This is a genomic window from Brevibacillus sp. M2.1A, from assembly GCF_013284355.2.
Classification (GTDB): domain Bacteria; phylum Bacillota; class Bacilli; order Brevibacillales; family Brevibacillaceae; genus Brevibacillus.
The window spans coordinates 134,349-158,822 of sequence record NZ_JABSUY020000001.1 but is presented as its reverse complement, the minus strand read 5'-3'; the positions used below and the strand labels follow the sequence as shown (position 1 = coordinate 158,822).

Sequence of the window (24,474 nt, the reverse complement as noted above, 5' to 3'; positions counted from 1 at the left end):
GAGCTGGCGAAATGAACATTTGTATGGCACATCGCGGGTGGTCAGGTAAAGCCCCGGAGAATACAATGACAGCGATTCGACTGGCTTTGGCAGAGCCAGCTATCAAAGCAATGGAAATTGATGTTCAACTGACGCGTGACGGTGTTCCGGTGCTGATTCATGACTTTACGCTGGAACGCACGACCAATGGCCGCGGTCTGGTCATGGATCATACCTTGGCAGAGCTGCGTGAGCTGGATGCAGGGAGCTGGTTTGGCGACAAGTTTGCGGGCGAGCGAATCCCTACACTAGAGGAAGTGCTGATCGCAGTAAAAGGTCGCTGCATGTTAAATATCGAGTTGAAAGCAACAAGTGACATGTACCCGGGTATCGCGGAAAAGGTGCTCGCGCTTGTAGAAAAGCATGGAATGAAGCAAGAGGTGTGCCTGACTTCATTTGACCACGATTTGATTCGTCACGTTCGCACGCTCGATCAAGAAGTGCAGACAGGCCTGATTGTATATGGTCGCCCTGTACTCATGCTGGAACAGATGGAGGCAGCAGGTGCTACGATCCTCTCCATGGGTTATCCGTTCCTGAATAGAGAGCTAGCAGTAGCTGCTATTGAAAAAGGTTTCAAAGTCATCGCGTGGACGCTGGATGATCCGAAGCATATCCGCGAAGTTATTTCGTGGCATCCTCAGGTTCAAATTTGCACGAACCATCCTGACCGGATGTGGGAGTTTGTATAAGCACAAGCAGGAAAAAGCCGCCGAGCGACATGCAAGGCGGCTTTCCTTTTTTCTTGTTTGGACTATATCTTGAATTTGCTTACATGAGATTGCAGTTCTTCGGCTATTCTTGCCAAAGAAGTAGCTGACGAACTGACTTCTTCCATAGCTGCCAGCTGTTCTTCTGTGGCGGCCGACACGCTTTGTGTTCCGTCAGCAGAATTCTCCGCTACTTCTTCAATGACAGTGACCAATTCTACCACCTGTTTGGTGCCAAAAGACATTTGCTCGGAATAAGCTTTTACTTCTTGAATTTGGCTTGCCACCTGCGTGACAGCATCCTGGATCTGTTCGAAGGACTTGCCTGCATTGTTAACGACCGTAAGTCCGGTGGCGACCTCTTTGGTGCCCTGTTCCATCGAAAGGACAGCCTGGTTTGATTCGAGCTGAATCGTCGTAATCAACAGTTTGATCTGTTGCGCGGATTGTGCGGACTGCTCAGCCAATTTGCGCACTTCGTCTGCCACAACGGCGAATCCCCGTCCCTGTTCACCAGCTCTCGCCGCTTCAATCGCTGCGTTTAGCGCTAACAGATTTGTTTGTTCAGCTATGGCGGTGATGACTTGTACGATTTGTCCGATTTCCTGTGAGCTGTTTCCTAATCGTTTGACGATATCGGCAATGTTGCCGACCGTGTTCTCAATCGATTGCATTTGGCTGATAACGACCTGAAGGGCCTGATTGCCTTCCACTGCAATTTGGGAAGCCCCCAAAGCTGATTCGGCAGCTTGCTGTGCATTCGTGGCAACTTGCTGAGCCCCTGTCGATACGCCTTGAATTGCGGTGACACTTTCCTCTACACTCTTCACTTGTTTTTCCGCACCGTAAGCTACTTCCTGAATCGTTATGGCGATTTGCTCGGTAGCCTTGCTCGTATGGTCGGCGTTGACCGACAATTCCTCTGCGGAAGAAGCCAGATCTGAAGCTGTATCATTTACTTGTTGAATAATCGTTCGCAGGTTGAGCACCATTGTGTTTACTGATTGGGATAGCTGTCCAACCTCATCCTTGGTTCGAATTTGCAGGGGTTGTACAGTCAATTCACCCTCGGAAATGCGGTTAGCCACGGAGGCAACTGCCGCAATAGGGCGTGAGATTTGTCGGGAAACAGCGTATGCGATTGCGGTCACGACAGCGACAACAACGATGACAATGATCCTAACCATGGTAGTAACGGATGAAACCGCAGACGTTATGGACTCGACAGGGATATGCAGATACAAACCAAAGTTGGTCTTGGGAATGGGGGAGTAGGTGACAACGTATTCCTTGCCGTTGTCCGAGTAGCTGTATGAGCCCTTTTCCGTTTTTCCTGATTTAAGGATTTCCATTAATGGTTGCGGCAGAGCGGATTCCTCAAGGGGTTTTCCGATCAGATCCTGGGTAGGATGGTACTGAATTTGATCCTTGTTATCAACGAGAATCGGATAACCATCGTTGCCTACTTTCAAATCTTTGAGAAAGGTAGCTGTGAAGTCATCTACATTGACGAGCCCGGTCAAGACACCGAGCTTCTCATTGTTTTTCGTTTTTACAGGGGAAGCGACGATGATAGAGCGATTGCCGGTTGTCTTTGCAACAAGAACATCGGAGAAGCTAGGCTTGTCCTGCATACCGTCTTTGAAGAATTGGCGCTCGCCAAGATTGATTCCAACGCTTTTGGGGAACGTATCAGCCGTTACTTTTCCATCGCTTGCGATAAACGTATTCCCGTCATACAGTTTCATTTCCTCGGTAAACTTGCGGATGAATTCGTTTTTTGCCGCGGAATCATCGGATTGAATATCCGAGGTGCGGGCTAAAATTTGAATTTCTGTCATACGCCGGTCCAGATATTGATCCATAGCTATGGCTGTACTGGAAGTAAGGTCAACATAGGATGATTTTTGTTTATCAATCAAAATGGATGAAAAGCTGTTCGTGATAAACAAAGAAACGGCAGTAAGTGGAATGACAGCCACGATGAGAAACCAAAGGATCATTTTGTTCCTGAGCTTGTTGAACAAAAACATAGGTTTTTCCACTCCTAATCCGTGAATGCAAAATAGAAACAGGTAGACTGCTGAGATTTACTCAGCAGTCTGACAAAATATTAATAGCCCATTGCAGCGCCTTCACCGCGAGGGTCAGCACCGCCAAATTTTACATTGGTTTGCGGGTCAATCAGGATTGCGCCGGACTGTCCCATCGCGTCGGTATAAGCTGCTTCCAGCTTTTCGACTGGATGCCCACGTTTAATGAGCTCGTCCAGGACTTCTTGAGGGATGCGGCTTTCCACCTTGAGATTGTTGGAAGCAGATCCCCAGTTGCGTCCATGCAGCCATCTTGGCGCTTCAATTGCGTCTTGCACGCTGAAACCAAAGTCGACAATACGTGTGACGAGAGCGGCTTGCGTTTGCGGCTGTCCTTCTCCCCCTTGTGTTCCGTAAAGGAGATAAGGCTTGTCCCCTTTGAAGAGCATCGCTGGGTTAATTGTGTGGAAGGTGCGTTTGCCTGGTTCCAAGTGATTGATGTGTTTGGAATCCAAAGAGAAATAACTTCCGCGGTTTTGCAAAAGGACACCCGTATCTTTCGCTACGATGCCGGAACCCCAGTCAAAATAGTGACTCTGAATGATGGACACGGCATTTCCATCTTTGTCGACGATCCCGAACCAGGTTGTATCGCCTTTTGGATCAAGCGGTTCTACGGATTTGGCTGCTTGCTTCATATCAATACGCGCAGCTAAATCTTTCCCATGCTGCTTGGACAACAGCTCATCTACAGGGATATCCGCAAAGGCTGGGTCAGTCAGCCATTTGTCGCGGTCAGCAAAAGCCTGTTTGGTAGCTTCCACAATCGTGTGATAGTAATCGGGTGTTCCTTCACCCATGCTCTTAAGGTCAAAGTTATTCAAAACATTAAGAATGGAGAGTGATGCCATGCCTTGGGAGTTAGGCGGAACGTTGTATGCTTTGTATCCGCGGTAGTCTACCGTAATAGGATCTGCCCAAGTGGAGGTATGCTTCTCAAAATCTTTCAACGTGAGCAATCCGCCGTTGGCTTGCATGTCTGCTACGATTTTTTTAGCAACTTCTCCTTTATAAAAACCGTCAGCGCCTTTTTTCGCAATGATTCGCAAAGTATTGGCAAGGTCCTTTTGTTTGAGAATTTCGCCTGCTGCATAAGGATCGCCGTTGGGCTTCAGGAATGTTTTACGGAATCCATCAAAACGTTGAAGATTCTTCAAGTCATTGTCAGTTGGATCTGTCGCGTATTTTGTCCAATACACTTGGTTGGGGGAGACTGGATATCCGTTTTCGGCGTATCCAATGGCAGGCTCCAGCAGTCTGTTCCATTGAAGCTTGCTGTTGCCCATTTTTTTATGGGCGTAGTTGTACGCCTCCCACCAGCCGGAGACAACTCCAGGGACAGTGTTTGCCGATTCATAACCGCGGGACGGGATTTTTTCGTAGCCTTTGCCTTTGTAATAGTCGATGGTTGCCTTTTCGCCTGCACGACCACTGCCGTTCAGTGCCTTCAGCTCTTTTGTTTTGGCATTGTAGATGAGCCAGAAGTTATCTCCGCCAATGGTTGTGTAATGAGGGTAGACAACAGCTAAGGTGGAAGCGGCTGTAATAGCAGCATCTACTGCGTTTCCACCGTCTTCCAATGTCTTCAGGGCCGCAGCCGTAGCCAGATAGTGAGGAGTCGTCACCATAGCGTTCGGTGACATCGATGTTGGACGGTTAGCAGCTTGTGCCCCAGAGAATGTTGATAGCCCGATGACAGCAGTCAGCGCGACGGTCGAGAGTTTCTTCAAGAATGACATTCCTATGAAACCTCCTTCATGATGAATAGAATAATGATTTCATTAAACCGGCTATCCGCTGTTGCCTCACCTCCTTTAAAAGTTAAAAATACACAAACATACAAAAATAGACAAAAATAGACATTGCGCGCGCAAAAAAAGACCAATGATATAGGATCATTGGTCTCGTCCTACATCAATACTTCGGTAGCTGGCAAGCGTGTCCGCTGTTGCGGAGGTAGCCCCTGTAGCTTTGCGTCGCCGGATTTCCCCGGGTATGCCGTTTCGATATCAATGGGTGAAACATAAAATGACATGACACAAATAGTGATTCGATCGTTGTGGGAAAATGTTCCTAAAAGTCCGTTTGCCAATAATATAGACTATTTACCATTTGTGGTAAATAAGAAAAAATATTTTAATCCAGAAAAATAGTCAGGAATGCTATAGGAAAGGTTGTTTTTCGCATACATTCACACACCTCCTGGGGCAGAACTGCTTATGATGATAAAAAGGCACATTCGCCAAGGAGTGAAACAAAGACCATGATGCATCCCGATACAGAATTGCGCTATATCAACGATGAGATCGGGTACGGTGTGTTTGCGACAAGGTTTATCCCAAAAGGAACGATTGTATGGGCACAGGATGATTTGGATCAGGTATTGGACCCTGCATTTGTGGAAAGACTTGACTCATTACGAAAACAGGACGTACAAAAATATTCGTTTAAGAACCAGTTCGGAAAGTACATTCTTTGCTGGGATAAGGCAAGGTACGTGAACCACAGCTTTCATGCGAATTGTGTGCCGACCATGTATGATATGGAATTGGCAGCACGGGATATTTTACCGGGCGAAGAGCTGACCGATGATTACGGAACGTTAAATTTGGATGAACCTTTTGATTGTTTGCCCGAGTCTGACACGGAACGCTCCCGCGTAATGCCTGATGATTTGCTTCGGTATTACCCGCAGTGGGATCGGATTGCAGCGGAAGCATTCCAACGTTTCAATCATGTTGAACAGCCTTTGCTACATCTCATTTCCCCGAAGCATCTCGAAACGATTCGTGGAATCACGGAGCAGCGCTTAGCCATTGATTCTGTCGTTCACCTGTATTGCAGGTCACAATGGCAAACGAGGCAGCAATGGGAGACGTGAGCGGGTCGGTCAACGACCCGATTTTGTTGAACTCTGGGTAGAGAATCAGTATTATGGAATGTAAAGGTGAAGTGAAAGGTTGATTTCATTGGAAAACAAGGTAGCGGCATCCAATTTTATCCGCAATATCATGATTGATGACTTGCAAGAGGGCAAAGTAAAGGAAATCATTACCCGCTTTCCCCCAGAACCGAACGGGTATCTCCATATTGGACATGCAAAAGCGATCTGCCTCAACTTTGAGTTGGCTCGAGAATTCTCCGGCAAGGCCAACCTGCGTTTTGACGATACGAACCCGGTGAAGGAAGACATCGAATACGTAGAGGCCATCAAAAGGGACGTTCAATGGCTTGGCTTCGAATGGGACGGGTTGTTTTTTGCATCTGATTACTTTGAAGAGATGTACAACCGTGCGGTGCTGTTGATTAAAAAAGGTCTGGCTTACGTAGACGATCTTTCTCCAGAAGATATGCGGAAAATGCGCGGAACATGGACAGAGCCAGGCACAGATAGTCCGTTCCGCAGCCGGTCAGTGGAGGAAAACCTGGATCTGTTTGCACGTATGCGCCAAGGGGAATTCAGGGACGGAGAAAAGGTGCTTCGTGCGAAAATCGACATGGCTTCTCAAAACTTCAACATGCGTGATCCGGTTCTGTATCGGATCTCCCATGCAACGCATCACAACACAGGTGACAAATGGTGCATCTACCCGATGTACGACTTCGCTCATCCGTTGGAGGATGCCATTGAGGGCGTGACACATTCTCTGTGCTCACTGGAATTCGAAGATCATCGCCCGTTGTACGATTGGGTAGTCCGCGAGTGCGAAATGGAGAATGTGCCTCACCAGTACGAATTTGCCCGCTTGAACCTGACGAACACCGTTATGAGTAAACGCAAGCTGAAACAGCTTGTCGATGAGAATGTAGTAGACGGCTGGGATGACCCGCGCATGCCAACCATCGCAGGCTTCCGTCGTCGCGGCTATACACCGGAAGCAATTCGTACATTCGCCCGTGAAGTAGGGGTAGCGCGCGCGAACAGCACCGTTGACGAGAAAATGCTGGAGTACTTCATCCGCGAGGACTTGAAGCTGAAGGCACCACGTACGATGGCTGTATTGAATCCATTGAAGGTCGTCATCACGAACTATCCGGAAGGACAAGTCGAGATGCTCGAAGCGGAGATCAATCCAGAGAACCCAGAGATGGGAAATCGTCAAATTCCGTTCTCCCGCGAAATCTACATTGAGCAGGACGATTTCATGGAAAACCCGCCGAGCAAGTATTTCCGCCTGTTCCCGGGAAATGAAGTGCGTCTGAAGCACGCGTACTTTATTAAATGCAATGACGTCGTGAAGGATGCAGACGGCAACGTGATCGAGATCCATTGCACCTATGACCCTGAGACGAAGAGCGGCAGTGGTTTTACTGGTCGCAAGGTAAAAGGGACGATTCACTGGGTGGATGCGACCAATGCAGTTCCTGCTGAATTCCGTTTGTACGAGCCATTGATTATGGATGATGAGGACGCAGAGGGTACATTCCTCGACAACGTTAACCCGAATTCATTGGAAGTGCTGCAAGGCTATGTGGAGCCAAATATGAAAGAAACCAAGCCACAAGACAAGTATCAATTTTTCCGTCATGGCTATTTCAATGTCGATCCGAAGCATACGACTGATGATAAGCTCGTATTCAACCGGATTGTATCGTTGAAGAGTTCCTTTGAACTGCCAAAAGCATAGGAAATACTCATATAAATCAAGCGCTGCTGTGCATGGAGATCCCGTGTGCAGCAGCGCTTTTTTCTTTCGTGATTATAAATCGGCGTGTATAATTATTCTGTTACAAAAAGGGGGACAGGCAGTGAACGGGAGAGCAGAACTAACACGTAGTTTGAAGTTGCGGCATATTGTCGTAATTGGACTGGGCTACATGGCCCCGATGGCCGTTTTTGACACCTTTGGCATTGTTTCTGGAGAAACGGGGGGGCACGTTCCTGCTGCTTATGCAGTCACACTTCTTGCGATCCTGTTTACGGCGGCAAGCTACGGTAAGATGGTACGGCTATTCCCTTCAGCAGGGACCGCGTATACGTATACGCAGCAAACGATCCATCCCTACGCAGGATTTTTGGTAGGCTGGGCATCCTTGCTGGACTATTTGTTTTTACCGATGATTAACGCCTTGTTGACGGGGGTATACCTATCATCCGTGTTTCCTGATGTATCGACAGCGTGGTGGATTATTGGCTTCATTGTTTTGGTGACGGGACTAAACGTATTTCGCGTAACCGTAACTGCATCCGTCAACTCGATTTTGGTGCTGTTTCAAGTCGTGGTCGTCTTGTTGTTTGCAGGATTGGCAATCCGTGGTCTTATGCATGGTGACGGTCTTGGGCAAGTATTCAATCTGCGACCATTTGTGTCACCGGATATGTCTGTCATTGCACTGCTTTCCGGTGCGTCGATTCTTTGCTTTTCCTTCCTGGGCTTTGATGCAGTAACCACACTCACAGAGGAAACCGTCGATGCTGAAAAGACGATTCCTCGCGGGATTATGCTTGTGGCACTCGCAGGAGGAGCGTTGTTTATTACGGCATCTTATTTCATGCAATCATTATTTCCGGATGTTTCGGTATTGTCTGATCCAGAAGCGGCTTCTGCGGAGATTGCTTTGTTTATCGGTGGGACGATCTTTCAATTGGTGTTTTTGGCGGCGGCGTTGTCCTCTACACTCGCTTCCGGGCTTGTATCCGTCACGAGTGTCACGCGTTTGTTGTACGCAATGGGACGAGATGGATTTTTGCCGAAACGCTGGTTCGGTTATGTACATCCGAAGCTGAGAACGCCTTTGTTTAACGTCTTGCTGGTCGGAGCACTGATGCTGTTCGCTCTGTATTTGGATTTATTAACGGCAACTTCCTTTATTAACTTCGGTGCACTGATCGCCTTTAGCTTTGTGAACATCAGCGTAATGGCGTACTATTTCCGCAAACAAAAGAACAAGCCTATCAAAGATTGGTGGGGCTTCGTGCTGTCTCCACTCATCGGGACAACGTTCATCGCCTTTTTGTGGGTCAACCTGGAAGCAACGTCCATGATGCTCGGCTTGCTCTGGACCTTTGTCGGCCTGATCTATTTGTTGTATTTGGTGAAGGTCAAGAAAACCAACTTGGAAATGGTGAGGTTTGAGGAGTAGAGGAGAGTAGCTGTAGTGGGGAAGAAGTGAATTTCCAGTCTACGCTTCGGCCTACGCCCCGCAAGAGGGATTGACTGTCCGCTCCTGAATAAATGGCGGGAGCGCTGGGCTCCAGAGGCGCTTGGACTGGAAATGCACTTCTTCTAACGTGGGATTTAAATCATATTTGAAAGTGGATTCAGGAGGGAGAGAACAATGATTCTCTCTCTTTTTTATTCTCCCTAATTAATGCAAGGGGACTCCAAACAGCTCGCAGAGGAAACAGGAGAAATAAGCGAAGATCTTAGGGACACCGACCGAGACGGAATGCAAAAAGCGAAACACGCCCTTAAGCGTCCACCTCTGAAACACATCCTGATTGGACCACTTTGGACGCGGTTTCGCTTTTTGCATGGAGTCGGGCAGTCAATCCCCCAGGGGGTGGACCTAGAATCTGAGCGTTTTCTCCTGTTTCCTCCCCACCACTACAGCCAGAACAAAGGCGTTCTTCTAGACGATCAAGTAAAGAGAGAGTAAACTGGCTACAGGAATATTCCAAACATTAACGCTTGACACGAGGAGGGTTTATTCTGATGTTTTCGACTCTATTCCGGCGGAAATGGACGACAGTAGATTACGTTCTGATTGTCGTCACTGCCGCGCTCTACGCTGTTGCCATTATTATGCTTGCCAATATCAAGCTCATTCCTTCCGTTCCGATCCGTCCAGCCAATGCCCTTCAGCCCGTATTTGGCATGTTATTCGGCCTGCCGGGATGCATTGGCCTTGCCTTTGGAAATATGGTCAGTGATTTGTTAACCGGAAGCGCCCCGCCTCATGCGATCGCGGTCGGTTTCTTTTCTAATTTTATGGGAGGCTTTATCGGGTTGCTCGCTGTGAGTCACCCTGCACTGAAAACAAAGCGGAGCATCCTTCAATACATCGTGTTTGTTGTCATTATCAGCTCGATTGTGGTAGCGTGCGCGATTTTGATTAACGTGGCACTGGGTCTGACACCAAAAGAAGTGGCGGTCTGGTACATCCCAACCGTGTTCTTGAACCAAGCCATTTCAACGGCGATTCTGGGGCCAATCCTCTTGAAGCTGTTGTACCCATTTGTGAAACGCTCTGGACTATACCGAGGCCGTCCCTTGCAGGAATTCAACTATCTTGGAAATGAAAGCAGGATCGCAAGGTGAAAACAGAACCATTGCTGCGAGTAAACGGAGTCTATTGGCACTATGAAGAGGGAGCAATGCCTGCGTTAGCGGACATTCATCTGGCGCTCTATCCAGGGGAAGTGGTTGGCATCGTCGGGCCTGCTGCCGCAGGGAAAACGACGCTGCTATTGACGATGTCGGGTCTGATTCCGTCTAACTACGGCGGACACTTCGTGGGGAGTGTCGAGTCCAAAAGCGAGCAAGGCATCGTCTTTCAAGATCCGGAAACCCAGTTCATCGGGCTGACCGTCGAAGAGGAGCTTGCTTTCTCGCTTGAGAATGCCGGTTGGTCGGACGAGCGAATGGAAAAAAGAATGGAAGAAGTACTCGATCTGATCGGCTTGCACGGCTTTGCTAATCGTTCGCCTCTTGAGCTGTCGGGGGGAGAAAAGCAGCGGGTCGCAATTGCATCCGCTCTTTCCCACAGTCCGCAGGTGCTCATTTTGGATGAGCCTACTTCCGAGCTGGACCCGGTGGGAGCGCGGGAGGTCTTCTCGCTCCTTTCACGGCTGAAGCAGGAAAAAGAAATGACGATTGTGGTATCGTCCCATGCAACGGAAGAGCTCGCGGCCTTTTGCGACCGAATGATTCTGATTGCCGGGGGGAAAATCGTATTGGACCAGCCGACTCGCCAATTTTTTGCCCAAGTGGACATGTTGGACGAGCATGGTATATTGGTCCCGGACGTCATCCGACTCTACCACCAGCTATGTCAGGGAGGCGTCATGTCGGCCTCCTCTGCTGGTGTGCCTCTGACTGTTGAGGAGCTGGCACTCCACTACAAGGAAGGAAAGCTCGTTCGGGAGGGAAGCCTGTGACTACCGTCATTGAATTCGATGAGGTCTGGTATGGCTATGAAAAAGAAAAGCCGGTGCTGCATGGCGTTTCGCTCCAACTAAAACAGGGAGAATTCGTCGCGATCATCGGGGGAAATGGTTCCGGTAAAACGACGTTGGCCAAGCATTGTAACGGTTTATACAAACCGACACAGGGTACCGTCAAAGTGAATGGTCTTGATACCAAGACGATGAATGTTGCCCAACTATCAAGAGTCGTGGCGTATTGCTATCAAAATCCTGATCATCAAATCTTTCATTCGACCATCAAGGCGGAGGTAGCATTTGGGCCCAAAAACATGGGCTGGCCGTCTGAAAAGATTGAGCAAGCTGTCGCGGAGGCGTTGGCAGCAGTGGGGTTATCCGACAAAGGCGAAAAAGAGCCTCATTTTTCGAGCAAAGGCACGCGGCAAAAAATTGCGGTGGCTTCGATCTTGGCGATGAAGCCGCAAGTGATCGTACTGGACGAGCCTACGACCGGTCTCGATTACCGAGGGATGCAGGAAATGATGGAGTTGGTACGGCATTTACACGCGGAAGGCCATACCATTATCGTCATCACGCATGATATGCGTCTGGTAGCGGAGTACGCCCAGCGAGTGATCGTTATGCATAAAGGAAAGCTGCTATGCGACGGGGACCCACAGCACGTATTTTCGCAGCCGCAAGTATTAGCTGCTGCCCAAGTAGAAGCGCCTGCCATGTATCGTTTCGGGAAAGCGGTGGGTGTCCTTGACCCGATTCCACTCACGCTGACAGCGATGAAAAAACAGCTGCTGGGAGAGGGGAGCTAAGATGAAGAATGCCCATCCGAGCTACGCGCTGCTTGTATTTATGCTGCTGGGCTTGCTCCCTTTTTTATTCCAGGACCCGCGCGCGCTTATCATTCTGTTGGCGATAAACATGGCACTGATTGCCAAGCTGGGCTGGGAGCGCTCCATGATCAAGGCGTATGTATTGGTTGGTGGAATCGGTTCGTGCTTTGCTGTGATTACGTGGTTGCCGTTTACCAATGCAGGCACTCCGTACTGGAGCAGCACGATTCCGGTGATCCACTATCCCGTGCAAATTACGGATGTCGGTGTCTTATGGGCATTGGGAATGGGACTACGATTGGCAAATGTAGCACTATTGTCCATGTATTATATGTTTACGACAACGCCCAGAGAAATCGCAATGGGACTTCGCGGGATTGGCGTTCCATTTCCGATCAGCTATTTGCTCTCGCTCATTTTTCGCTTTATCCCCCTCGTCAAAAATGATTTGGCGATCATTCGGGAAGCGCAGATGGTACGAGGGATGTCGACGAGCGAAGGAAGTGTTCCAGAACGCATCAGGAAGTACAGCTATTTGCTCGTACCGCTCATCTTCAATTCTCTCAAGCGTGTGCAATTGATCGCCAATGCATTGGATGCCAAAGGCTTTCGCATGTGTAACAGTCAGCATCGTTTTTACCGCAGTAAACGGTGGAGAAAAACGGAAGTAATCACACTAGTAGCCGGTGTATGCATCGTCGCCGCACTATTTTACATCGCCAGGTTGCATCCCGATCATATTGGCGTACTAATTCCGGGGCGTATTTAGTAAGGAGGCACGCAAAATGAACGAAGAATTGTTCTCGCAAGTCAATCGTTTGCAGGTAGAAGAGGGCACGCTGGAGTACGGCGTCACGGGAAAGCCAGATGCACCTGCCCTGCTGCTTTTGCATGGCATTCGCAACACCAAGCTACTGTTTGCGCCCATCTTGCCAGCATTGGCAGAGCGATATCGGGTGATTGCGGTAGATATCCGTGGTCACGGGAATTCTGTGAGCCATGGTTCCTTTTCATTTGAGCGGATCGTCACGGATTTGATTCAACTTTTGGAGAAAGAACAGCTCGAACAAGTCACGATTGTCGCAGCATCCTTTTCTGCTGTGCCTGCCCAGATGCTTGCGATTCGCGAGCCCAAGCGCGTAGCTTCGCTCGTTTTGCTGGATGGAGGCTATTATTCCTTGGGTGAAGTGCCCGGATTCAATAGGGAGAAGGTTGTCGACCGGCTGACTACCACGCGGTTTTCTTCGGTAGAGGAAGCAGAAAGGCAATTCGCAGAGCGGTATGGTACGAGAGTGATGCCAAAGGGCTGGATGCGAGACGAGCTTTTAAAAAGGGAAGACGGCAGCTACGGTTACCGTTTGCCGAGGGAAGCGTTCTCTGCTTACTTCCAGGAGTACAGCGTCCACAGCCAGCCGGAATTGTTCCAACTGCTGACATGCCCTGTGCTTTTACTACTGGCTGACGACAGCCTAATGTCAAAAGAAGAGCAGCAGTTTCATCGTCAGGCAGTCGTCCATTATCAACGGATTGTGAAGCAGGCCAAGGTGAAAATGATACCGAAAGCACAACACTTGCTGATGGTGACGCATCCGCAAGAGACCGTGAACGAAATCCATGATTTTTTATCGAAATAAGGAAGGGACAAGCGAGTGTGCTTGTCCCTTTTTCTTTGTTTTACCGCTTCGCTTCACGAATGAGCACGGTCAACTGTTCTGCCATGGCTTGCTGATTCTTTTGATCTCTTATGTGCTTTTTCACCGTTTCTAGCGCTTTGATGCCTTTTTTTGAGCTCACGAACTTCACGGGTGTATCCGTTCCGTAAATACGCTCAATTTGGGTGCGAGCTTGTGCAAATGTGTTCCGATGATCGCTCGTACCCAATGTCCCTGAGGTTCCGCTCCCTGATTTTGTCCGGGCATCATCGTGCCCGCGACTGGAGCTTCCAGAGTAATTGCTGATGAGATGGGACTGCATCGGGTCCATTTGATTGATCGATTGTGCATTGGCAGTAGAAGGTGCCAAATAGATCGCATCATTTACAATCAACGCCTGGACGCCGTGAACGCCCGCTGCTTTCAGTTGGGCTTCCAGCTTAGTAGAAGGACCACCCGTGTGCAGGTGTGAGCTGCCCATGGAGCTATAGAGAGCATTGCCCATACCGCTATACGTATGACCGTGTGCGTTTGTCGTGAGTTTCTTATCGCGATCCACACTTGGAATAACCGTAGCGCCTTTTGGAGCTTGCGCAACGGACTGTGTTCGTGCTGGCGTGTGTGGCTGTGACTTCGTAGGCGGAGCGGCTTGATTCATACAAGCTGTCAGTAAAAGTACAGTTCCTAATCCTGCGGTTCCAACCCATTTGTGGAAGTGCTTCATCACGATCCCTCCAAGTCTTCCTACCTATGTAAAGTTATCTTTTGTTCGCTGCCTGAAGTTATGAGTGGAGCTTGTTGGAAAAATTTCTGCGACCACGATTATCTTGGGTAAAAAATGCACAAACCAAAGGAAGGAAATCACTGGAGGTGGTAGACTTGGCAGATTCAAACAACGTGAAGGAGCAGCCAGTATCCCGAAGGAACTTCTTGAAAAACTCTGGCTTGGTGCTTGGTAGCTTGGTCGTGGGTGGCGTGGCAGGGAGCTTGCTCCGCAAACCGGAACCCCCGGCGCAGCCAGCAGCACCGCCCCCCGCGGCCGATTACAATCAGGCGCTCATGTTTTTTACGCCTGAACAATTCAAGGTGGCGGATGCTGCTTGTGAGCGCATCTTTCCTGAGGATGAGCTGGGGCCGGGCGCGAAGGCACTCGGTGCAGCTTATTTCATTGACCACCAGCTAGCGGGTGATTGGGGCTTTAATGCTCGAGAATACATGCAAGCTCCCTTTTATCCAGGTGAGATTACACAGGGCTATCAAGGCAGGTTGAAACGAAGGGAAATATTCGATATCGGCCTTCAAGAGATGAACAACTACAGTAACAGTACCCACGGAAAACGGTTTTATGAGCTCCCGCCGGAACAGCAAGACGCTGTTTTAAAGGCTTTTGAAACCGATGAAGTAAAATTGACGACCATTTCGGCGAGCACTTTTTTCAACATGCTGCGGGCCAGTACGATCGAAGGCGTTTATGCAGACCCTCTATACGGAGGCAATAAAAATATGGACGGCTGGAAAATGAAGAATTTCCCAGGCAATCAGATGGCGTATACACAGGTGATTGACAAGCCTGAGTTTGTGAAGATGGCTCCCTTAAGCTTGCGGGATCATCAACATTAAGGGAGGACAGTACATATGGCCAAAAAGTTGCCTAAGGTTGACGTCGTGATCGTAGGGGTGGGCTGGGGAGGAGGCATTATCGCTTCTGAGCTAACCAAGCAAGGTCTGACCGTAGTGGGACTAGAGCGAGGCAAGGAGCGCAAAACGGAAGACTACTTCATGGTACACGACGAATTGCGTTACGCTCTTCGCTACGAGTTGATGCAAGATTTGTCCAAGGAAACGATTACGTTCCGCAGTAGAATGAACGTTCGTGCGCTTCCCATGCGGTCCTACGGTTCCTTTTTGCTCGGGACAGGACTCGGGGGATCTGGTGTCCACTGGAACGGACAGACCTTCCGCTTCCTGCCGTATGATTTCGAGATCCGCTCTAAGACGATTGAACGGTATGGGGCAAAGAAAATTCCAGAGGGAATGACGATCCAGGATTGGGGCATTACCTACGATCAACTGGAGCCGTACTTCGATAAGTTTGAAAAGATGGCGGGAATCGCTGGCGAGGAGAATCCGTTGGGGGGGAAACGCTCAAGTCCTTATCCGATACCTCCGATGCGTACTACACCGAGCATGAAAATGTTTGCGGATGCCGCGAAAAAGAAAAACCTGCATCCATACATCCTTCCATCGGCAAATCTCTCGCAAGCCTATACGAATCCAGACGGGGTGGCACGGGCAGCTTGTCAGTACTGCGGCTTCTGTGAAAGGTTTGGTTGTGAGTACGGAGCAAAAGCCGATCCCGTAGTGACTGTGATCCCGGTCGCCAAGAAGACAGGAAAGTTTGAGATTCGCACGCATTCCCATGTCCGCAGAATTTTACATACAGGGAACAAGGCGACAGGCGTCTTGTATACAGATGTCACGACAGGGGAGGAATTCGAACAGCCCGCCGATATAGTGGTGATGACCAGCTATGTATTCAATAATACGCGAATTTTGCTCATGTCCAAGCTGGGAAAACCATATGATCCAGCAACGGGAAAAGGCGTGATCGGTAAAAACTACGCCTATCAGGTCATAAGAGGAGGCGCGGTGGGCTTCTTCGACGACAAGGAGTTTAACAATTATGCAGGCGCGGGATCGTTGGGAATGTGTCTGGATGACTACAACGGTGATAACTTCGATCACTCCGATTTAAAATTTATCCATGGCGCGAATATCTCTGTCACACAAACCGGCTTTCGACCAATCGGCACGAATAAGGTACCGCCGGGAACGCCTAGCTGGGGCAAGGATTTCAAGGCTGCCTCGATCAAATACGCGAATCGGTTCATATCCGTAGGCGCCCAAGGAGCTTCGATGCCATTTCAACAGCACTTCCTTGATCTGGACCCGACGTACAAGGATGCATTTGGTGATCCGTTAATCCGCATAACGTATGATTTCGTCGACCAGGACAGAGAGCTGGCGGCTTTTTGTGCAGATAAGTGCGCGGAAATTGTCAAAGAAATGGGTGCGAGCGATAAGCTCGAAATCAACCGTAAGCTCGGGCCCTACGATATCACACCATACCAATCGACGCATAATACAGGCGGCGTCATCATGGGCGCATCACCTGACACTTCGGCAGTCAACAACTATTTGCAGATGTGGGATGCAGAAAACGTATTTGTCGTCGGAGCTTCTGCCTTTGCACACAATAGCGGCTACAATCCGACTGGAACGATGGGTGCTCTCTCCTATCGAGCGGCAGAGGGTATTTTGAAGTACAGGAAAAGCGCGGGTGGCATGCTCGTATAAGCTGTTTTTCTAGTCATGCAAAACGTAATTGCAACTATGAGAAAAGTCGTTGGGGCAACTAACGGCTTTTTTGCGTGCATTTGAAAAAGTTCATTTGCATGATTGCGAATGTCTACAAGCACCAAAAGCGAAAAGTACTGGTATAATGCGGTTTCTCATGTTGGCATGCTCCTTGCTATACCCTTTGGTAACAGCACAAACCAAAGGGAGAGACAATCAATGACGACAAACAAGTGGAAGATGGACACCTCCATTATTCATACCGCACAAACGCCTTGCCAAAAAACAGGAGCCGTCGTATCCGCAGTGGTGCCTGCCGTGGCCTACGCGTTTCCAGATGCAGACTCCGCCGCAGCGTGCGTGGCTGGCGAGCGGGAAGGAACGTACTACGGAAGATATGGCAACCCTACCATTACCACTTTGGAACAAAAGATCGCCGCATTGGAAAATGGCGAAGCTGCCTTGGGTGTAAGCAGTGGGATGGCAGCCATTTCGGGGGCTTTGCTCGCCTTTTTGAAGCAGGGTGATCATGTGGTGTGTACGCGAGATGTGTACGGGGGGAGCTACAAGTTTCTTACGACCATGGCCCCGCGTTATGGCATTGCGACGGACTTCGTCGATTGCACCGATTTGCACGCAGTCGAGAGTGCCTTTTTGCCAAACACAAAAGTCTTGTACATCGAAACACCCTCGAACCCGTGCCTGACTGTGTTAGATATCTCGGCGCTGTCGCGATTGGCGCACGCACATGGCATTGTGGTAATCGTCGACAACACCTTCTTAACGCCGTATTTGCAGCGACCGCTTGAGCTGGGGGCGGATGTCGTCGTCCATAGCGCCACCAAATATTTAAACGGACATGGCGATGTCATCGCGGGCTTCATCGTCGGGAAGCAGGAGCATATCCAATTCATGCGCAAAAATGTCATGGGTGACTTGGGACAAAATTTGAATGCTTGGGATGCTTTTTTAATCCTGCGTGGGCTAAAGACACTCGGCTTGCGCGTCAGACAGCATGGACAAAACGCACAGGCAGTGGCGGAGTTTTTGGCACAGCACCCTGCGATCTCGCACGTCTACTACCCTGGTCTGCCTTCGCATCCACAGCATGAGCTGGCTAAACGGCAAATGGCTGGAATGGGCGGGATCGTTTCCTTTGAAGTAAAGGGCGGCTACGAGGCAGCCAAATCTTTCATTAACGCTCTGCGCTTGGCTATGATATCGTTTAGTTTAGGAGATCCCGAGACACTGGTACAGCATCCTGCCTCGATGACCCATTCCTCGATCCCTGCCTCTGAGCGGATCAAGTTCAACATCACGGACGGTCTGATTCGCTTATCGACTGGCTTGGAGGATGTGGAGGATATCATCGCAGATTTGGAGCAGGCACTGGCTAGTCTGCCAATGGCGGCAGCGACCAGGGGATAAAGGAACGTGAAACTGGAGGATTTGGCATGACAGAGTTTTCCCGGATCGAGGAATTCATTCAATCGTACGCCGACAATATTTCCAAGGTACTGGGACTCGATGTCACCATCCTGGATGAACAAGGGATACGTGTAAGCGGAACCGGCTACTATCAGGAGTTGATTGGATTGCCTGCGCCGGAGGGATCGTTTTTCCGAATGATCCTGCAAACCGGACAGCCGGGAATGATTTTTGACATGAAAAAAAACGAGTCGGAGTGTGGCAATTGCAAGTTTTTGCAGCAATGCCAGGAGCTGGCGACGATTGGATTTCCTGTGCACAAACGGGAGAAGACGGTAGGAGTCATCGGAATTATCGGCTTTTCCCTTGAACAAAAGGAAAAAATGCTGCACCACTCGGAAAAATGGATGCCGTTTTTGCAGCATACGAGTTCCTTGATAGAGCACAAGCTGTTAGAGCTGGATGCGGAGCGGGAGAAGAGCTGCAATATTCAGGAGGAAATGCCGCAGGCCTCGGTTCATCCGGTGTATTTCGCCCAGTTGATTGGGGCGGAAACAGGCTTGCGCGATGTGATTGCCAAAGCGAAAAAAGTGACGAACAGCATATCCACTGTTTTGATCCGGGGAGAGAGCGGAACGGGTAAGGAGCTGTTGGCCAAAGCCATTCACTGCGAGAGCGTGCGCAGCAGACAGCCGTTTGTGGCAGTCAATTGCGCAGCGATTCCCGAGACTCTGCTAGAAAGCGAATTGTTCGGGTACGAAGGCGGCGCATTCACAGGCTCCAGACGCGAAGGCAAGCCGGGGAAATTTGAATTGGCCCACAAGGGAACGATTTTTCTGGATGAAGTCGGCGATATTCCGTTGTCCCTCCAGCCCAAGCTACTGCGCGTCCTTCAGGAGAAGACAGTAGATCGGGTAGGCGGCGTGAAGACGTTAGAGGTGGATGTACGTGTCATTGCGGCTACACACAGAGATTTGGAGAGCATGGTCAGGGAAGGGACGTTTCGCGAGGATTTGTATTATCGACTCAATGTCATCCCGCTGCGGTTAAAGCCGTTGCGTGAACGTACGGAGGATATCACGCTTTACTTGCAGCACTTCCTGTATCGGTACGGGACGTTGCTGCAAAAAGGCAGACTGGAGCTCGAAGCCCAACTCGTCCAACGACTACAAGCATACGAATGGCCGGGGAATATACGTCAGCTGGAAAATGCCGTCGAGTATATGGTCAACATGGCGGAGGGACAAGTCATCGGCAACGAGGAGCTTCCTGAGTATTTGCTGTTCGAGGATGGGCCGCCGACAGCAGGCAGCGATTTGGGACTGGAAAAGCTGGTGGCAGAATACGAACGCTCCATTCTCCAGCGCTATTTGAATGCAGGCAAGTATGGACAGGACAAAGCCGCGATTGCCAATGAGCTGCAAATCAGCTTGTCGACCTTGTATCGGAAGATGGAGAAGTACGGATTGGAAAAAGGATAGAGGAAATAAAAAAACCAGCCAGAATTGATCGCGGAGTTTTCCGAGGTCTGGGCTGGTTTGCTTGTATTTACGAAGGCTGCGGTTCTTTTTTCGCTTTCAGCTCGTAATGGCCGGTTTTGCCGCTAATGTACCACTCAGGAGTTTCTTCTTCACGTGCTTGGCGGTGACCTGCCAGATGAACATCACTCAGCTCCCACTGCTTCCACGCCTCTTTTGATTCCCAACGGATCATGACGACCACTTCTTCTTCACCTTTGCGTGGCTTCTGTACCAGCACGCTCAAATCTACAAAGCCAGGAGCCTTCTCAACAGCACCAGGCTCGCTAAAGCCTTGTACGATTTTGTCTGAATGACCTTCCTGGACGACGTAAGTTTTTATTTCCATCATCATGAAGTGCGACACTCCTTATATCCCATTTCCCTACTTTCCCATATTATTGAGAAATATTATCATTGTCAACCAGATATTGGGAAATGGCAGGACGAACAGGCCATGGTTTTCCAAATTGTGATAATGTTGTGTTCGATTTGTATTTTGACCTCTTTATTTATTAGGGTGTAGTAACATAAAGTAATAAAATTGTAGGGGGGCTTTAAATGCCTGATCTCTTGCTTGTGATATTCTTGGTAAACTTATCTTTATTTCTTTTGCACGAAATGGATGCGATAAGACGTTCTGAGTGGAGATTGTTTATCGTGCTTAAGGATATGGAAGATTCTAAAGCTTATCAAGTATTCACATTTATTCACCTTCCTCTTTACACAATCATACTCTGTTTACTTTTTAGTAAATATCAGACAGTTACTTTTTGGGTCCTAGATTTATTTTTAATCATACATACAATTCTGCACCTATTTTTTGAAAAGCACCCCCGTAATGGATTTAAAAATACATTTTCAAGAACAATTATTTATCCAATGGGAATCCTTGCGGCTATTCATTTAGCATTACTATTTAATAACTGAGTACCAATAATATCAAAGACAAAGATGTTTGATTCGATAGCAATATAAAAACTCATGTGTCCTTTTTGGGAGCAGTAAAAATATCAATACCACGCTCAAGCAGGATTTCTACCGCCTCGCGAACAGGGAGAAGTGGCAGTTGCATTTCATCGGCTACGGCAGCTTCTATATCAGAGATAGTGTGGAGGGGTGTTATCTGGTCTGTGCCATCTGAATAACTGATGTGGAGAGTGTTGTTTTTAAGGACCACGAAGCGATCTTGCTCCAGCTGAAAACGATGGATGTGAAGTCGATTCAAAAAGAAGGCGTCTGGTAAAAAAGAGGAGCGGATGACTTCGGACAAGTCGGACAGTTCTTTTCGTTCATTCGGATGAAAATCCCACGGAGGAATTGCCACTTTTCCGTTTTCATACCGCGTAAAGCGATAGTGTTCAGGATGATCGGGACTTTTGGTCAAATCCATCGAGACAGTGCCAAAACTTCTGGCGTGGTTCCCGCTTTCCAGAAAATGAATCGGCTCAAAGATAGGAGCAGTAGCGCCTGTATCTACATAGACAGGTGTTTCTCCCGTATTGGGACCATCGATCAGGATGGCAGCATGCCCTCCGCCTGGCAAGACCAGATTACCAGAAAATCCAAGTGCACGAAGCAGTGCGAGAAAACTGTGATTATTTGTCATGCACGTGCCGCCGAAGTGATGACTGATTGCGTTTTGTACATATTCTTCCGGGGAAGGTATATCATGTTTTCCGTCACGAAAGAAGAGCAGCTTGCTTACATTTTCATAAGGGAAGGTCTGCAGATGCGCACGACAGAGCTGACTGAGATAAGAGAGGCTAGGGGACTTGCGGTCTAGCTGTAATTGTTGTAGGTATACACTCGCCCAGTTCGGTAAGTCAGACATAAACAAGTTCACTCCTTACATAAAATAATTAATAAATGAAAATGTTTGTAAAGTGTCGGTAAGGAGATCGTATCACAAGGGACAAGTGGTATTCAACCTAAATTTTCCCAGAAAACAAAAAGGCACCGGAAGGATATCCTCCGGTGCTAGCGGGTCCCTAGTCCGCTGTCTTTTTCGTACGAATAAATAAGTGCAGAAGAAATTATAACAACGACTTAATTTCCCCGGTATTCGGGTTCACCACGAACCAGCCATACGTACTGGTGTAGCTGTCGCCAGATTGGAAGTTGTTAACGACCGTTTGGTACACTTGGATGACATAGTGACCTTTTTCGTCGTCATGAGCGTACTCGACTACATGTGTCGGCGAGAGTTTGCCAGCGAATTTCTTTTTCACCAGCTCGATCGCTTCCATTTTGGAGTACATTTTTGCTGATGGAATTTTACCGATGAAAATCGATTTGGTTCTCGCGTCGTAAATGACCGGTTTGTTCAGGTTCTCAGCTACGAAGCGGATTGGAACATAGACGGAGTTTTTGTACATGATGCCTTGTACGTCGCTGTTTGGTGATTTTGGCAACCCGTCAAAGTAGTAGGTGAACGGTGTTTTCATTCCTTCTTCCGCGTCTGGAAAAGCGGGTGCTGCAATGGCAATTCCGGAGAAGAGCACCGAACCTACAACAATGCCCCCCAAAAATGACTTGATGTCCCATTTCATGATGTGAAACCCTCTCCCTTTCTCTTTTCTCTAAATCTTCCCAGCCATCATTATGTCAAAGATCATAGGAGAAAAGCTATCAAACGAGGGTACTAGGAAACAAAGACTAGGAATCATGGGAAAACTAGGACTAAATCAGAATAGTCCTAGTTCTCGAATCAGTGGTTCAGTGATTGGAAAGTTTGTGGTAAGGTAGAAAAAAACAGCGGACAAGGTGAGGAACATGGCTACCATATTGCAAAATGACTGGGCCCCCGTGTTGGCCGATGAATTCGAGAAGCCCTATTATGTAAAGCTTCGTCAAACGTTGAAGGAAGAGTATCAGACGCAGACAATCTACCCGGATATGTATCATATATTCACAGCGCTGCACCTGACTGAATATCAGAATGCAAAGGTTGTGATTTTGGGGCAGGACCCGTACCACGGACCCGGACAAGCACATGGATTGAGCTTTTCGGTCAGGCCGGGAATCAAGCCGCCGCCGTCTCTGGTCAACATTTACAAAGAGTTGAAAAGCGATGTCGGTTTTGAAATTCCCCAGCATGGTTACCTGAACCATTGGGCGAAGCAAGGCGTCATGATGCTGAACACCGTTCTGACAGTTCGTCAGGGCACTCCGAATTCGCACAAGGACATTGGGTGGGAGACGTTTACGGATCGTATTATCCATTTGTTGAACGACCGGGAGACTCCACTTGTTTTCATCCTGTGGGGTAAGCATGCGCAGGAGAAGGCGGCATTCATTGATCGAAACAAGCATTTCGTCATCGCCTCCCCGCATCCGAGCCCATTTTCGGCGAATCGCGGCTTTTTTGGCAGTCGTCCTTTTTCGCGGACCAATGAGTTTTTGCGTTCGCGCGGGCTTCAAGAGATTGATTGGCAGTTGCCAATGCATGTAGAGGAAGAGTAGCTTGCATTTGTGAAGGTAAAAGGAAAAGGATCTCCATTGTTTTTCAGCATGCAAGGGAGATCCTTTCTTTATTGATGTGATTAGTCTTTGCTTTTGACAACGAGCAGCATGCCCGTTTGAATCGTGATCGTTCCAGTCTGTTCCGTTAGCAGATTGCTGATACCAAGAGTGTCACCAATCCGCAGGGTTGCGTCCTCCAATGGATAGAGGAATCCGGTTAAGGTAATCCCTGTGACTTCCGGTGTAAAAGGCAGCAGGGAGATATGATCAAAATGATTCTGTTCTATCGTACTTTGACGGTCAATTAGACGGATTTCATTGGTCTCATCGAGGATTCGGCAGTTGGTGCCCGTCTGTAACGCTTTGTTCAGCAACTGTACGTTTGCCAGCATATGGTCAAAACGAGAGCCGAGCACACCGAGCAACACAATTTCCTCGGGCTGTTGCTCGATTGCCCAAGTAAGGGCCATCTCTGTATCGGTTAAATCTTTCATAACGGGATCGCAGGAGGAGACGTGCATACTGTGGCGTTCAATTTCTGCCATTTCCTCGGAGCTGACAGAATCAAAGTCACCGATCGACAATTTTGGCACAAGACCGTTGCGAACGAGGAACAAGGCACCTCTGTCAACACCGACGAGCCAATCATTTTCGCGTATCTCCTGGATCGCCCAGTTGCCCAGATTGCCTCCTGCGAATAGTAGGATGCGTGTAGGATTCATGCTACGGCCACCTTTTTCTATTGGAAATATCCTCTATGTAGGAATCGAAGAGCGAAATGTGCTCTGACAAGCGAGACGATAGCCTGTAGCGAGTTTTTCTCCCAACTTTGCTTTTTCCTGTCCAGTCGGGGTGTCGAGTAATGATGCACCAGCTACGATTTGTACACTGCACTTGCCGCAATGCCCTTGTTGGCATTTGTAAGCGATGGGTTGATCTTGCGTGAGCGCAGCTTGTAATAATGTCTCGGAGGGAGTGTACCGGACTGGCATCGTTTGTGAGCGTTGCTTCACCTGTACGAGCTTTTGCTCTGATTGTGGGCGAGCCGGGTCTGTTTTTTTCAACGACGTATGCGTATGCATGGGAACGGGAGCTGGACTCGACATCTGTACGTCAGATCGTCCAGGAATGAGCGAGCCGACCGTAAGCTGTTTGCGCATAGGAACCTCCCGAGTAAGTGATTTTTTTCATATTACCATGTCAGGCGTGTGGGTGACAAAGCTGGAGAAAGTGTTTAAAGATGATTGAATTTTTAGATTTTATCGATTAAAATAATTTT

Annotated in this window: 23 protein-coding genes and 1 riboswitch; of the genes, 15 read left to right on the top strand and 8 right to left on the bottom strand. The window is 48.7% G+C overall.

From position 1 onward, the window contains the following. The first annotated feature begins 11 nt into the window (after positions 1-11). The gene (locus HP567_RS00705; RefSeq protein ID WP_173610385.1) at positions 12-731 is read left to right on the top strand and encodes a glycerophosphodiester phosphodiesterase; all 720 of its coding nucleotides are present in this window, start codon (positions 12-14) and stop codon (positions 729-731) included. 62 nt (positions 732-793) lie between these two features. On the opposite strand, the gene HP567_RS00700 is transcribed toward HP567_RS00705, so the two are convergent. Together HP567_RS00700 and ggt are read right to left on the bottom strand one after the other, a co-directional pair. Next, positions 794-2,782 carry a methyl-accepting chemotaxis protein gene (locus HP567_RS00700; RefSeq protein ID WP_173610386.1) on the bottom strand — a complete coding sequence of 663 codons (1,989 nt, stop codon included), beginning with the start codon at positions 2,780-2,782 and terminating at the stop codon, positions 794-796. 80 nt (positions 2,783-2,862) lie between these two features. Continuing rightward, entirely contained in the window at positions 2,863-4,581 is a 1,719-nt protein-coding gene (gene ggt / locus HP567_RS00695; protein WP_173610387.1) for a gamma-glutamyltransferase, read from the bottom strand. A gap of 182 nt (positions 4,582-4,763) precedes the next feature. After that, positions 4,764-4,852: riboswitch (cyclic di-GMP riboswitch) on the bottom strand. A 253-nt stretch (positions 4,853-5,105) separates the two neighbouring features. Here ggt and HP567_RS00690 point away from each other — a divergent pair. The 8 genes from HP567_RS00690 to HP567_RS00655 all read left to right on the top strand — a co-directional run bounded on the left by HP567_RS00690 (position 5,106) and on the right by HP567_RS00655 (position 13,410). Next, a complete protein-coding gene (locus tag HP567_RS00690; RefSeq protein WP_173610388.1) occupies positions 5,106-5,723 on the top strand; it encodes an SET domain-containing protein in 618 nt (205 codons plus the stop codon). 79 nt (positions 5,724-5,802) lie between these two features. Continuing rightward, the gene (locus tag HP567_RS00685; protein WP_217367146.1) at positions 5,803-7,470 is read left to right on the top strand and encodes a glutamine--tRNA ligase/YqeY domain fusion protein; all 1,668 of its coding nucleotides are present in this window, start codon (positions 5,803-5,805) and stop codon (positions 7,468-7,470) included. Positions 7,471-7,591: 121 nt separating this feature from the next. Further along, the gene (locus HP567_RS00680; RefSeq protein ID WP_173610389.1) at positions 7,592-8,926 is read left to right on the top strand and encodes an APC family permease; all 1,335 of its coding nucleotides are present in this window, start codon (positions 7,592-7,594) and stop codon (positions 8,924-8,926) included. 572 nt (positions 8,927-9,498) lie between these two features. After that, positions 9,499-10,104: a QueT transporter family protein gene (locus HP567_RS00675; protein ID WP_173610390.1), complete on the top strand. Its 606-nt coding sequence runs from the start codon at positions 9,499-9,501 to the stop codon at positions 10,102-10,104. Further along, positions 10,101-10,943 (top strand): energy-coupling factor ABC transporter ATP-binding protein, encoded by an 843-nt coding sequence (locus HP567_RS00670; RefSeq protein ID WP_173610391.1) that lies wholly within the window; start codon positions 10,101-10,103, stop codon positions 10,941-10,943. The genes HP567_RS00675 and HP567_RS00670 overlap by 4 nt, the downstream gene beginning before the upstream one ends. Next, positions 10,940-11,755 carry an energy-coupling factor ABC transporter ATP-binding protein gene (locus HP567_RS00665; RefSeq protein WP_173610392.1) on the top strand — a complete coding sequence of 272 codons (816 nt, stop codon included), beginning with the start codon at positions 10,940-10,942 and terminating at the stop codon, positions 11,753-11,755. Before HP567_RS00670 ends, HP567_RS00665 begins: the two co-directional genes overlap by 4 nt. Position 11,756: 1 nt before the next feature. Next, positions 11,757-12,545, top strand: coding sequence for an energy-coupling factor transporter transmembrane component T (locus tag HP567_RS00660; protein WP_173610393.1), 789 nt, complete (start codon positions 11,757-11,759; stop codon positions 12,543-12,545). A gap of 16 nt (positions 12,546-12,561) precedes the next feature. Continuing rightward, positions 12,562-13,410 (top strand): alpha/beta fold hydrolase, encoded by an 849-nt coding sequence (locus tag HP567_RS00655; RefSeq protein ID WP_173610394.1) that lies wholly within the window; start codon positions 12,562-12,564, stop codon positions 13,408-13,410. Positions 13,411-13,450: 40 nt separating this feature from the next. Here HP567_RS00655 and HP567_RS00650 read toward each other — a convergent pair whose 3' ends face one another. Further along, positions 13,451-14,152 carry a hypothetical protein gene (locus HP567_RS00650; RefSeq protein WP_173610395.1) on the bottom strand — a complete coding sequence of 234 codons (702 nt, stop codon included), beginning with the start codon at positions 14,150-14,152 and terminating at the stop codon, positions 13,451-13,453. Between the two features lie 155 nt (positions 14,153-14,307). On the opposite strand from HP567_RS00650, the gene HP567_RS00645 reads away from it, so the two are divergent. From HP567_RS00645 to HP567_RS00630, 4 genes are all read left to right on the top strand, one after another. Further along, the gene (locus HP567_RS00645; RefSeq protein ID WP_217367147.1) at positions 14,308-15,048 is read left to right on the top strand and encodes a gluconate 2-dehydrogenase subunit 3 family protein; all 741 of its coding nucleotides are present in this window, start codon (positions 14,308-14,310) and stop codon (positions 15,046-15,048) included. Between the two features lie 15 nt (positions 15,049-15,063). Then, positions 15,064-16,785 carry a GMC family oxidoreductase gene (locus HP567_RS00640; protein ID WP_173610397.1) on the top strand — a complete coding sequence of 574 codons (1,722 nt, stop codon included), beginning with the start codon at positions 15,064-15,066 and terminating at the stop codon, positions 16,783-16,785. 219 nt (positions 16,786-17,004) lie between these two features. After that, on the top strand, positions 17,005-18,213 hold the full coding sequence (locus HP567_RS00635) for a trans-sulfuration enzyme family protein (RefSeq protein WP_173610398.1): 1,209 nt from the start codon (positions 17,005-17,007) through the stop codon (positions 18,211-18,213). A 26-nt stretch (positions 18,214-18,239) separates the two neighbouring features. Continuing rightward, on the top strand, positions 18,240-19,694 hold the full coding sequence (locus HP567_RS00630) for a sigma-54 interaction domain-containing protein (protein WP_173610399.1): 1,455 nt from the start codon (positions 18,240-18,242) through the stop codon (positions 19,692-19,694). A 67-nt stretch (positions 19,695-19,761) separates the two neighbouring features. Here the strand turns inward: HP567_RS00630 and HP567_RS00625 are convergent, their stop codons facing one another. Then, positions 19,762-20,085, bottom strand: coding sequence for an antibiotic biosynthesis monooxygenase family protein (locus HP567_RS00625; protein ID WP_173610400.1), 324 nt, complete (start codon positions 20,083-20,085; stop codon positions 19,762-19,764). A 206-nt stretch (positions 20,086-20,291) separates the two neighbouring features. Between HP567_RS00625 and HP567_RS00620 the strand changes: the two genes are divergently transcribed. Further along, entirely contained in the window at positions 20,292-20,660 is a 369-nt protein-coding gene (locus tag HP567_RS00620; RefSeq protein WP_173610401.1) for a DUF6713 family protein, read from the top strand. A 52-nt stretch (positions 20,661-20,712) separates the two neighbouring features. On the opposite strand, the gene HP567_RS00615 is transcribed toward HP567_RS00620, so the two are convergent. After that, positions 20,713-21,564: an arylamine N-acetyltransferase gene (locus tag HP567_RS00615; protein ID WP_173610402.1), complete on the bottom strand. Its 852-nt coding sequence runs from the start codon at positions 21,562-21,564 to the stop codon at positions 20,713-20,715. A 202-nt stretch (positions 21,565-21,766) separates the two neighbouring features. After that, entirely contained in the window at positions 21,767-22,282 is a 516-nt protein-coding gene (locus HP567_RS00610) for a stalk domain-containing protein (protein WP_015893706.1), read from the bottom strand. Between the two features lie 223 nt (positions 22,283-22,505). Here HP567_RS00610 and HP567_RS00605 point away from each other — a divergent pair, with 223 nt between their 5' ends. After that, positions 22,506-23,195 carry a uracil-DNA glycosylase gene (locus HP567_RS00605; RefSeq protein ID WP_173610403.1) on the top strand — a complete coding sequence of 230 codons (690 nt, stop codon included), beginning with the start codon at positions 22,506-22,508 and terminating at the stop codon, positions 23,193-23,195. An 80-nt stretch (positions 23,196-23,275) separates the two neighbouring features. Here the strand turns inward: HP567_RS00605 and HP567_RS00600 are convergent, their stop codons facing one another. Both HP567_RS00600 and HP567_RS00595 read right to left on the bottom strand, forming a co-directional pair. Further along, complete coding sequence (locus HP567_RS00600) at positions 23,276-23,917, bottom strand: thiamine diphosphokinase (RefSeq protein ID WP_173610404.1); 642 nt, start codon at positions 23,915-23,917, stop codon at positions 23,276-23,278. A gap of 33 nt (positions 23,918-23,950) precedes the next feature. Beyond that, positions 23,951-24,355: a 2Fe-2S iron-sulfur cluster-binding protein gene (locus HP567_RS00595; protein WP_173610405.1), complete on the bottom strand. Its 405-nt coding sequence runs from the start codon at positions 24,353-24,355 to the stop codon at positions 23,951-23,953. Between the last annotated feature and the right edge of the window lie 119 nt (positions 24,356-24,474).